This is a genomic window from Winogradskyella sp., assembly GCF_013042245.1.
GTDB lineage: Bacteria > Bacteroidota > Bacteroidia > Flavobacteriales > Flavobacteriaceae > Winogradskyella.
Map to the genome: position 1 here is coordinate 1 of NZ_JABDQL010000002.1, position 11,377 is coordinate 11,377.

At 32.1% G+C, this 11,377-nt stretch carries 9 protein-coding genes; 4 read left to right on the forward strand and 5 right to left on the reverse strand.

The window, feature by feature from the left end; all coding sequences use genetic code 11:
• Positions 1 to 202 precede the first annotated feature (202 nt).
• The 5 genes from asnS to pyrH all read right to left on the reverse strand — a co-directional run bounded on the left by asnS (position 203) and on the right by pyrH (position 6,771).
• Positions 203 to 1,636 carry an asparagine--tRNA ligase gene (gene asnS, locus HKP48_RS00075; RefSeq protein WP_296341526.1) on the reverse strand — a complete coding sequence of 478 codons (1,434 nt, stop codon included), beginning with the start codon at positions 1,634 to 1,636 and terminating at the stop codon, positions 203 to 205.
• A 26-nt stretch (positions 1,637 to 1,662) separates the two neighbouring features.
• On the reverse strand, positions 1,663 to 4,056 hold the full coding sequence (locus HKP48_RS00080; RefSeq protein ID WP_296341528.1) for an efflux RND transporter permease subunit: 2,394 nt from the start codon (positions 4,054 to 4,056) through the stop codon (positions 1,663 to 1,665).
• 77 nt (positions 4,057 to 4,133) lie between these two features.
• Positions 4,134 to 5,405 (reverse strand): DUF5686 family protein, encoded by a 1,272-nt coding sequence (locus HKP48_RS00085; protein WP_296341530.1) that lies wholly within the window; start codon positions 5,403 to 5,405, stop codon positions 4,134 to 4,136.
• A gap of 58 nt (positions 5,406 to 5,463) precedes the next feature.
• Positions 5,464 to 6,018: a ribosome recycling factor gene (frr, locus tag HKP48_RS00090; RefSeq protein WP_296341532.1), complete on the reverse strand. Its 555-nt coding sequence runs from the start codon at positions 6,016 to 6,018 to the stop codon at positions 5,464 to 5,466.
• A 45-nt stretch (positions 6,019 to 6,063) separates the two neighbouring features.
• Entirely contained in the window at positions 6,064 to 6,771 is a 708-nt protein-coding gene (pyrH, locus tag HKP48_RS00095; RefSeq protein ID WP_296341535.1) for a UMP kinase, read from the reverse strand.
• 363 nt (positions 6,772 to 7,134) lie between these two features.
• On the opposite strand from pyrH, the gene HKP48_RS00100 reads away from it, so the two are divergent.
• From HKP48_RS00100 to HKP48_RS00115, 4 genes are all read left to right on the forward strand, one after another.
• On the forward strand, positions 7,135 to 8,157 hold the full coding sequence (locus tag HKP48_RS00100; RefSeq protein WP_296341537.1) for a helix-turn-helix domain-containing protein: 1,023 nt from the start codon (positions 7,135 to 7,137) through the stop codon (positions 8,155 to 8,157).
• Between the two features lie 323 nt (positions 8,158 to 8,480).
• On the forward strand, positions 8,481 to 8,624 hold the full coding sequence (locus HKP48_RS00105; protein ID WP_296341539.1) for a hypothetical protein: 144 nt from the start codon (positions 8,481 to 8,483) through the stop codon (positions 8,622 to 8,624).
• A gap of 91 nt (positions 8,625 to 8,715) precedes the next feature.
• Positions 8,716 to 9,321 carry a hypothetical protein gene (locus HKP48_RS00110; RefSeq protein WP_296341540.1) on the forward strand — a complete coding sequence of 202 codons (606 nt, stop codon included), beginning with the start codon at positions 8,716 to 8,718 and terminating at the stop codon, positions 9,319 to 9,321.
• Between the two features lie 81 nt (positions 9,322 to 9,402).
• The gene (locus HKP48_RS00115) at positions 9,403 to 11,274 is read left to right on the forward strand and encodes a hypothetical protein (protein WP_296341542.1); all 1,872 of its coding nucleotides are present in this window, start codon (positions 9,403 to 9,405) and stop codon (positions 11,272 to 11,274) included.
• The last annotated feature ends 103 nt before the right edge of the window (positions 11,275 to 11,377 follow it).

Here is an 11,377-nt window from a genome sequence, read left to right on the forward strand (position 1 = left end):
ATTTACTATTTCCTGTCGCTCAAATAATTCGAGGCTTTTGAAGTATTCTGTGAAATTTTGTGGTATCATGACTTTCGTTTTTACTAAAATACAACTTATTTAAGTCATGTTATAGAATATAGCCTAAAAAATTTAAAACTTTTTTTGATGTTGCTTTTCAAATTATTGAATATAAGCAACTTAAAGAGTTGTAAAGATGCGACTAAAACTCTGCATTTTGAGGTGTTCTTGGATAAGGGATAACATCTCGGATATTTCCCATTCCTGTAGAGAACATGACTAGACGCTCAAAACCTAAGCCAAAACCAGAATGTACAGCAGTTCCGTATTTACGTAAGTCTAAATACCACCATAATTCTTCTTCGGGAATATCTAGAGCTGCCATCTTTTCTTTAAGAACTTCTAAGCGCTCTTCTCGTTGTGATCCACCTACGATTTCTCCAATTCCAGGAAATAAAACATCCATAGCCCTCACGGTTTTACCATCTTCATTCAAGCGCATATAAAAAGCTTTGATATTAGCAGGATAATCAAATAATATTACAGGACATTTAAAGTGCTTTTCTACCAAGAAGCGTTCATGCTCAGATTGTAAGTCTGCTCCCCATTCGTTTATTAGGTATTTAAATTTCTTCTTTTTATTTGGTTTAGAATTTCTGAGTATGTCAATAGCTTCGGTATAGCTTACTCGCTTAAAATTATTGTCGGTAACAAACCTTAATTTTTCTATCAAGCGCATTTCGCTGCGCTGTGCTTGTGGTTTAGATTTTTCTTCGTTGAATAAACGCTCGTCTAAAAATTCTAAATCTTCTTTATTGTGTTCTAGGACATATTCTAGAACTGACTTCATAAAGTCTTCTGCCAAATCCATATTACCTGCTAAGTCCATAAAAGCAACTTCTGGTTCTACCATCCAGAATTCTGCAAGGTGACGTGACGTATTTGAATTTTCAGCTCTAAATGTTGGTCCAAAAGTGTAAACTTTACCTAAAGACATCGCGTATGTTTCTGCTTCTAATTGTCCAGAAACTGTAAGGTTAGTTTCTTTACCAAAGAAATCTTGTGTATAATCTACATCACCATCATCAGTTAGAGGTGGGTTTTTAGGGTCTAGACTGCTTATACGAAACATTTCGCCTGCACCTTCTGCATCACTACCTGTAATGATAGGTGTATGCATATTATAAAATCCATTTTCAGTGAAATACTTATGAATGGCGAAGGATAAGGATGATTTTACGCGCATTACTGCACTAAACGTGTTAGTTCTTGTACGTAAATGAGCATTTTCTCTAAGAAATTCAAAAGAGTGTTTTTTTGGTTGAATAGGATATGTTTCAGGGTCTGAATCACCTAATATTTCAATAGAAGATACTACGATTTCAACTTTTTGACCTTTACCTTGACTTTCTACTAAATCACCTTCGACATGTAAAGCCGCACCAGTTGTAACTCGTTTCAAAAGCGCTTCATCAAAATTTTCAAAATCAACTACACATTGAATATTATTAATCGTTGAACCGTCATTCATCGCAATAAAACGGTTGGCTCTAAATGTTCGGACCCAACCTTTTACACTGACTTTTTGTAGTGTAATGTCTTGTGATAATAATTCTGATACGGTTTTCGTAGTCATGGTTTATATATTTTTAAAATCTTAATCTATTTTTCTTCATCATTATCATCAGGAATGATATTTATTGATGGTTCTTTTAAAACTTCTTTATTTGCAATACTGCGCTCTAAAGATAGTAATAGCGATGGCAATAATAATAAATTTGAAAGCATTGCGAAAAGTAATGTTGCAGAAACTAGCCCACCTAAAGCTACTGTACCGCCAAAGCTTGAAATCATAAATACTGAAAATCCAAAGAATAATACAATAGAAGTATAGAACATACTTACACCTGTTTCTCTTAAAGCAGCATATACAGATTTGCGTATTTTCCAATGGTTAGCTTGTAATTCTTGACGGTATTTTGCTAAAAAGTGAATAGTGTCATCAACCGAAATACCAAATGCAATACTAAACACTAATATTGTAGAAGGTTTTATAGGCACGCCTAAATAACCCATCATTCCGGCAGTAATAAGTAATGGTAGTAAATTAGGAACTAATGATACTACAATCATTCTTACTGATCTAAACATGTAAGCCATGAAAATAGAAATGAGAATAATGGCTAATGTTAGAGAGATGACAAGGTTACGTACTAAATATTTTGTTCCTTTTTGAAATACCAGTGCTTTCCCAGTCATTGTAACTTCGTAACGTTCTTTAGGAAAAACTTTATTTATTTTATTTTGAAGGTCTTCTTCAATACGTTCCATTTTATCAGTACCAATATCCTTCATAAAAGTCGTTATACGCGCATACCGACCTGTGCTATCAACAAAGTTTTTTAATAAGTCTACATCTGATGAAGACTTCTTGACATATGAACTAATAAATAAGTTTTCTTGACTGGTTGGTAACTGGTAATATTTTGGATTGCCATTAGTGTAAGCCTGTTTTGCATATTTTACCAAGCTAACAACTGATATCGGTCTTGATAGTTCTGGGATTTCTTCAATAAGCTCTTCGAGCTCATTCATTCGTTTTATGGTCGAAAGTTTCATGACACCTTTTTTACGTTTGGTGTCAATCATAATTTCTAACGGCATGATGCCATCAAACTCAGATTCAAAAAAGCGAATATCTTGGAAAAACTCAGTCTTTTTTGGCATGTCTTCAATAAGACTACCAGAAATAACAATTTTATTAATTCCCAGAAGGCTAACAATTAATAATATTAACGCGGTAACGTAAATGGTAATTTTGCGATGTTTTACCATGCGTTCCATCCAATCAACAAATCCGTTAATCCAACGTTTGTTTAAGTGCTCTAGGTGACGAGGTTTAGGATATGGTAGAAAAGTGTAAAGTATAGGGATAATAAGTAGACAGAGAATAAAAATAGACAGTATACTTAGTGAAGCTACAATACCAAACTCTTTGAGCAATTGACTTTCAGTAAAAATAAATGTTGCAAAACCAGAGGCTGTTGTAACATTAGTCATCAATGTAGCATTACCAACTTTTGTAATAACACGCTGAAGCGACTTTATTTTATTACCATGAAGTCGTACTTCATGTTGGTATTTATTAATTAAGAAAATACAGTTGGGTATCCCAATAACGATAATCAACGGTGGAATTAAAGCTGTTAGAACTGTAATCTCATATTTAAGTAAACCTAAGATTCCAAACGTCCACATCACACCAATACAAACAACAATTAATGAGATAAAAGTTGCTCTAAAAGACCTGAAAAAGAGAAAGAAAATTAATGACGTTACAAATAAAGCGGCACCAATAAAAAGACTAATTTCGTCTACAATATTTTGAGAGTTTAGTGTGCGGATGTAGGGCATTCCAGAAATACGAACGTCTAGATTCGTAGCACTTTCAAACTCCGAAATTTTATTTTTCAAAGTATTGATGACAAAATCTTTTCGAGCAGGTGTATTTACAATATCTTTCTTCAGATATATTGCAGTTCGAATAGTTTTAGTATTTTTATTAAATAGAAAATTATCGTAAAAAGGATACTTTTTAAAAAGCTCGTCTTGAAGTTTATCTATTTGAGCAATTGAGGTAATCGAATCTTTGATAAAAGGTTCTAAATCAAACTTTTCTTCTTTAGTATTTTTAATAAGTTTTTGTAAATCCTTTATCGATACTACAGTTTCAACCTCATTTTTATAGGATTTAAAATCTTCAGAAAGCTGGTTCCAAGCATTTAGTTTTTCAATAGAAAATAACGTAGAATCTTTAACTCCTAAAACGATTAGATTTCCTTCTTCTCCAAATATTTCTAGAAAACTGTTATAAGTTACATTTACTTCATGTTCGTCAGGTAAAAGGTTTGCTTCTGTATAAGTAAAACGCATATGCTTCCACTGCAGACTAAAAAATATAGTATACAAAATCACAGTAATGAGAATGGCAATTTTGTTACGCAAAATTAATCGCGCTACAGTTTCCCAAAACCCAGTTGTAAAAAGTTTAAACATGCGTTAATAAAATGAGCGGCAAAGGTAGAAAAAACCCAAGTATTAGCTAAGTAATTAACAAGATATTGGACTAACAATTACAAAGAAATATTAAACGTAAATTTAAAAGCGAAATTATCTTCTAAAGTAGGCAAATGATATCCACCGTAGCGGTAGGCAAAACTTAATCCAAAACCAAAGATTAATTTATTGATTTCGAAACCAGATTCGGAATAAAGATTATTTAATGTTCTAAAACTAATGCCTTGATGCTGGTCTATACTAGACATATCGCCTAAGGCATATCTTGAAATTAAAACTAGTTGAGGTTGCCAGCGCGAATTTATTTTAAAAGGTTTTAGGGCATGTTTTATTTGAAATGTTGCAAACCTATCACTAAAGAATTCATTAAAAAACATAGTTTCAAAGCTATTTAGTCCAGCGACAGAAAACCTTTGTAAAATTGTCTCTTTTCTAATGTTATTAGGATAGGCATGATATAGTTGTGTTAGTGGGGTTTCACCTGTAGCTAATCCTGCAACTAAAGTTAATCTAGTTAATGATTGACTCCCATAATCTATTTGATGTATGGTTCTAAAATCAAACTTTGTAAAATTAAAATCACTTTTTAAAACATTGGATATACCTTGTGTAACTTGAGCAGTGAATTTTGGATAGCCATCAACAGTTTCTTCAATATTCTTATCAATATATTCAAACCTACTAAACGGACTCCATTGCAAGCTTATTTTTGAAGTACTGTATCTAAAAGTCTCAAAAACCTGGCCGTCAGATATAAATGAATAATTATAAGTCGGATCTACTCTACTAACAGCCAATTCAGTTTCAGATAATAAATGATTTGATATTTTATGCTGAAGCGATACCGATTTTGTAATGTGCCGGTGAAATAAATCTATATTGAGTAGACGTGGTTCAAAAAAAGAAAAAAAGCGTTTGTCTGTTAGAAACTTAGAGCTTCCTGTTTCTTGTAAGTCATCGGTGTAAGATAGATTAAGCCATGTGTTTGATTCTTCGTTAAGTCTAAATCCACCACCTATACTGTGTTTGTAGCGTTTATCCCTGAAACCATAGACTAAGTAACCATTAACTCGAAATTTTTCTGAAAAACGTTCACTAGTCACACCTCCAAGGCCTGTTCTAAAACCTTCAAACTGATTGTACTTTACAAGATACCTTAAGTCAAAATTAAAGTACTTCGTAGGGAAGTAACCTAAACCTATATTTTCTAAAAAGACCCTTTTTTTTAAAGAGTCTTTTGATTTTTGGTTATTTGTTTCGGGTTTATCTTGAGCCAAAGCAAAGGAAGGCAAGCATAATAAAATTATAGCAAGGCAACGCTTTAGCATTATTAAATAATTTGAATTAATGGATTAAAAATTAAAAGAGGAAATAACTGTAATTGAACTATACAGTCATAATCTCTTTTTCCTTTGCACCAAATATTTGGTCTACGTTACTAACGTATTTATTAGTTAATTCTTGTACGTCTATTTCGGCATTTTTCTGTACATCTTCTGAAGCATCTGTTTTTTTGATTTCATTGTTAGCTTCCTTACGTGCGTTACGTATACCAACTTTAGCATCTTCAGTTTCAGATTTTGCTTGCTTAGCTAAATCTGTACGACGTTCTTCTGTTAATGGCGGTACATTAATAATAATAGTTTCACCATTATTCATGGGATTAAAGCCAAGATTAGCGACCATGATTCCACGTTCAATTTCTTGAAGCATAGATTTTTCCCATGGCTGTACAGTTATCGTACGACCATCAGGTGTATTTACATTTGCAACTTGGCTTAATGGTGTTTGCGAACCATAATAGTCTACCATAACACTGCCTAACATTGAAGGACTAGCTTTACCAGCTCTAATATTAGTCAATTGTTTTTCTAAATGCTTAATAGCACTATCCATAGCTTCTTTTGCTGAATCTATAATAAATTGAATGTCTTCGTTCATGATAATTAATTTTAATTTGAAGTTATCAAAATTTAAGCCAAATATTTATAAGTTAACCTTAGTACCTATGTTTTCACCAGATACTACCTTTAATAAATTACCCTTTTTATTCATATCAAAAACAATAATTGGTAATTGGTTCTCTTGACTTAATGTAAATGCAGTAGTGTCCATGACCTTAAGTCCTTTACGCAAAACATCATCAAAGGTTATATGGTCAAATTTAATAGCATTACTGTCTTTTTCAGGATCAGTATTGTATATGCCATCTACACGAGTCCCTTTTAAAATCACGTCAGCTTCAATCTCAATAGCGCGTAAAACAGCAGCTGAATCTGTTGTAAAATAAGGATTTCCTGTACCGCCGCCAAAAATAACAACACGTCCTTTTTCTAAATGCCGCATGGCTTTACGTCGAATAAAAGGTTCGGCAACTTCATTAATTTTTATAGCTGTTTGCAGACGTGTTGGGATGTTTGCATCTTCCAGAGCACCTTGAAGCGCTAATCCATTAATAACAGTAGCTAACATGCCCATATGGTCACCTTGTACACGATCCATACCATTACTTGCGCCTGCAACACCTCTAAAGATGTTTCCTCCGCCAATAACAATAGCAACTTCAACACCTTGGTCTGTAATTGTTTTTATGTCTTGTGCATATTCCGAAAGACGTTCGGGGTCAATACCATATTGGCGGTCTCCCATAAGGGCTTCACCAGAAAGTTTAAGTAGTACGCGTTTAAATTTCATTTTATATTTTGAAAGTTAGGCAAAGCTAAACAATTATTTCTAGGATTAAAAGTGAAAAAGGAGTAGTACATACAGTAAATTTAGTTACACTTAAAATCCTTGTAGATTAACATTGTCATACCCAGTAGTTATTGAATTAATTCAACTTGATTACGGCAAAACCGTAATTAAAGTTAAATATTTTCCTAGTTTTTAACATTACTGTTTTTTTCTATACTAGAAACTTTATCTAGTTTAATTGACAAAAATTATTAGAGGGATATGGTAGTTTTTTTTAATTATGTTTTATTAGCGGGAGTTATACAAGGATTCTTTTTTAATGGGTTGACTTTTTTTAAAAGAAAATTCACCAAAATTGTCTTTTTGTTAAATTTAATTGTGTTATCACTATCATTAAATAATCTACAGGCTTGGTTAATTGATGTTGGTTTTTCTTCAGAATTTTATTTTTTAAAAGGGCTACAAATTCCGTGGTATTTTTTTATTGCACCAGTTTTTTACCTTTTTGTAATTCATTATTTTAACATTGATAATAAAGTATCAGTTAGAGTTAAACATCTTGTTATTTTTTTTGGTATAGAACTTATAGCAAGGATCTTAATCATTTTATATTGTCAATATTACTTAAAGGATTTTGATGTAAAGTTATTAGAAGATTATAATACAATCGAAGAAATTATTAATGTAACTATAGCCATTGTATTTATAATAAAATCCATAAAAATTGTATTTTTTAAGGAAGAATATCACAACTTTATAGCATCTTATGACAACTTGTTGTGGTTAAAAGTATTTTTATACTTTGGATGTATATCTATTGTTTTTTGGCTCTTTGCTATTATTGTTAATTTACAATTAGATATCTATTGGGCCAATTATCCGCTGAGAATTTGTACATCCTTTTTAATATATTGGATTGCCTATCAAGGTGTCTATAAATATGATTTATTATCAGACCGCAAAGCAATTAGGCATGCTTTGTCAAAAAACGATAATGCTTTAGCAATTAAAGAAAGTAAAAATCAGATAACACCTTTTTGTGATATATACCAAGATGATTTTAATAATATAGATACTTATATTAAAAGTAACTATCGATTTTTAGACACATCTTTCTGTATGGATAAATTAACGGATGAGCTAAATATTAGTTCTAGCCACATATCAAAAGTTATTAATAGTTGTAGTGGTCATAATTTTTCTGATTATATCAATAATTTTAGAGTCCATAAGGCCAAAGAATTATTATCCGATCATGATTTTTTAGACTATACTATCGTAGCCATTGGTTTAGAAAGTGGCTTTAACTCAAAGTCTACATTCTATGCTGCCTTTAAAAAGTTTACTTTACAAACACCAACTGAATTTAGAGCGAATTCTAAATAAAAGATAAGAGGTTTTTAAGTATAGATTTATCCTAATTTATAGATTTTAGAGAATATAGGACACTCTAAATGATGTTTATGTTTAGTTTTAGATTATAAATTAATACAAATCTTATGAAACTAAAAGTCTCGATAATCAGTTTATGTGTTTTATTGTCAAGCTGTTACAGTTATAAGCCTATGCAATTGGAATCTGACAAAATTAATATTGGCAAAAAATATAAAGTCAAAACAAATAACAGTAAAAAAATAAAGGCTAGAGTTGTAAGTGTCAATGACAGCAGTATTTTTTTGCAAAAAGGCAAAGTCAAAAAAATAGTTCTGTTGTCAGAAATTAAACAAATAAGAAAACGAAAATTCTCATACTTAAAAACCGCTGCTATACCCATAACAATTGCAGTATTTTTTGCTTATGGTATCAGTAATTCACTAGATTTAAACATAGGAGAGATACAAGCACCTAATTAAAAATGTGTCCTATATTCTGTAAATTCCATAATCTTGGATATTTATTTTCAATACTCTATTTAGGTTTATAATAACAAATACACTAAAAATTATGAAAACACAAATTCTAATATTAAGCATAGCATTACTACTTAATAGTTGTAGCGCTAATGACGATAGCTTTACACCAAAATTACCACCAATAACTACAATTGGGGCAAATACATTTGGCTGTTTTGTAGATGGTGCGTTATTGACGCCAAGAGATGGGACAGGATCAACTTTAGGGCCTGATTCTGGGATGAGCTATCTTGGTTTAGGTGAGCCACCAAGTTATATATATAATGAAATTTCTATAAGAGATTTTGTTTCTGGAACAGGTGGTTTATTGGATATACATATTGTAGACTTGGACGAAAATAGTGAAGGAGATTTCATAATCAACCAAAGCAATTGCGAAGACGGTATAGATGCAAATCCAACTGTAAATATTAGATGTCGTATATGGGACAACGATGAAGAAATTTTTAAATGGTATTGTTCTATTGAAAATGCAGGTACCATAACCATATTAAGATATGATTTTGATAACCGTATAGTTTCGGGAAGATTCAATTGTACGATGCAGAATAGAGATAATCCCAATGAGATGATAGAAATTACCGATGGGCGTTTTGATATCAAATGGGATACATTACCCGAAACAGATTTCCCTTAAAAAAAGGTGCTACTGGCATAGCACCCCTATTAACCATAAAACCTAAATAAATTAAGTTTCACTTATTAACACTTCAAAATTATGAAAAAATGTACTATTTGTATAGCAATTTTGCTATTTGTTAACCTTTGTCTTTCTCAAACACAAAATGAAATACCTGAACCAGATATAGATGAGATGCTCTTTGATGCATTAGGAAGAGACGAAGTCTCACCAGTATTTTTGTACGAGCGTACGACACCAATTGCCAACTTAAACAATTTCAATACAGAGAATTATAACACGGCCAGTAAAGCCTTTTTTGAGCAAGCATTGCAAGAACTCTATAAAGCGTCCAAATCCAAGAAATTTATATCGTATAAAGAAGCAAGAAATTATTACTTTAGTAGCTTAACTACAAAGAGTCAAGTAAAAATAGGGCTTTTAAACGCTACGTTATATAGTATCAATTACGATGACATTAATGAAGAGAATGGTGCATTTGAATTTAAAGAATCAAGATTTATACGCATTAACAATAAGCCAAGCTATACTAAAAAAGATGTACTAGTTATAGCTCCACTTTTAACTTATGCGGTTGGTAATAGCGTAACATTTTCTTTTGAGAATGATTTATGGTTTGAAGACTCAGAAAACCCTATACAGTCGCTCTCGGTAGATTTTGGTAATGGAAATAGTAAAGTAGTTTACCAAAACAGCAGGATTAATACAGAAAATTTATCTGTAGATTACAACACATCGGGCTACAAGACCATTGAGTTTACAGCTACTTTAAAAGATGGTGTTAAAAAAACAACTTTTGGGCAACTCCATATAAAACTGCCCCAAGCATCAGAAGCGCTTAGAAATGACCCTTTGGTGGAAAGTGTAACTAATTTTGTTTCTACAATTCCATTTCAAGGCTATGACGAAACAAGCCCTATCTATGGCGAATTAGAATACCGTATTTTTTATCATACCAATAATGGTAATACCCAGAGACGTTTACTAAAACCTATAATAATTATAGACGGTTTTGACCCAGAAGATAAACGTAAAATACATGACAGTGACTCACCGCGACCAGCTGAAGAACATACCTCTATTGAAGAGTTTATGATATATTACGATAGTCAAGGAGTAAAACAAGACTTAATAGAAGTATTAAGAAGTCAAGGCTACGACGTCATTTTGGTTAACCAACCTACTTATACCAGAGGTACAAAAACCATCGATGGTGGTGCAGACTATATAGAGCGTAATGCCAGGAACCATGTCTCTTTGTACAATCATCTTAATATTACTTTATTAGCTAACGGTAGTAGCGAGAAATTGGTTATTGTTGGGCCTAGTATGGGTGGGCAAATAAGCCGTTACGCTTTGGCATACATGGAAAAAAATAATATACCACACAATACAAGGCTTTGGGTAAGTATAGATAGTCCGCATTTAGGTGCTAATATACCTATTGGTATACAATCAATGATTAATTTGTTAGATGCTTTTGGTGACAGTGCCGCAGCAAATGATTTTTACTATAACCAACTTAAATCCACAGCAGCAGAGCAACAGTTAATAGAACAACATAAAATAGGACATTTACCAGATTATCTCAATGGTGGTTCTCCTGTTTATCAACAATATTATAGTAATTTAGAATCTAATGGTTTACCTGGTTCGGATGGTTACCCACAAAATTTAAGAAAAGTGGCCATAGTCAATGGTTCTTTAGAGGGAAAAAAAGTTGGTGTTGAAGGCGAGGAAGATTTTAGAGTTCACGGCTTTGTTGACCAACTTTGGTGGGATGTTAAAGTTGCAGAAATGAATACCAAGTACATGCCTGAATATGGACAAAATGAAAGAGTTGCCAGATTATGGAGGCTTTTTAAACCTTTAAGAACAGCATCTTACAAAAATAATAATCAAAATGGTAGCTTAGACGTTATACCAGGCAGGGCAAAATCATACTTTTAAATTTAATATTTTGAGCAAATAGTCTTCATTCCACCCAGCTTCAAGCCTTTTGCTTTTCATAGATAGTTTTTTAGAATGTTCATTCTTCAATAGGTTTAAAGCA